We start from the raw sequence: 461 nt of genomic DNA, 5'->3' as shown, positions 1-461 counted from the left end.
GAGCCACAAGTGGGTCGAGTGGGTATGACGTTAGAGCAGGCTCACAAACAGGGCATTACTGCGAGCGAAGTCACCCTGCCAATGGCTCACATTGCCCGTAGTATTGAGTGGGGGCACGATCTGGGTTTCTACCGCATGGTCATCGACACCCAGACGAATTTGATTTTAGGAGCAACGCTGGTTGGTTACGAAACGGCTGAACTGGTGCATGTCTTTTTGTCACTTATGGAAGCTAAAGCAACGTGGCAGGTACTCGAACAATCGGTTCACATTCACCCAACTTACGGTGAGGCATTGCCCAGTCTCGCAAGGCTACTCGTTGGAGATGATATGCCAACCTGTCCCAATATGTAACAAAGCAGCAACCAATAACTACTAACTTGAATATGGGCGATCGCTTCAAGATATCTGCAAGAGGTCGCTTTAGTAAAAACCCTTCAAATTGTTTCCCTGATTTACTT

1 pseudogene is annotated in these 461 nt (G+C 47.9%); it reads left to right on the top strand.

The features are described 5' to 3' along the window. Positions 1–354, top strand: a pseudogene (locus tag GNF10_RS37335) (dihydrolipoyl dehydrogenase); the annotation flags it as partial. Between the last annotated feature and the right edge of the window lie 107 nt (positions 355–461).

Origin of the sequence: Nostoc sp. UCD121, assembly GCF_014222285.1 — a bacterium.
Classification (GTDB): Bacteria; Cyanobacteriota; Cyanobacteriia; order Cyanobacteriales; family Nostocaceae; genus Nostoc.
The sequence above is the reverse complement of the archived record's forward strand: the minus strand, read 5'-3'. Positions and strand labels throughout refer to the sequence as shown.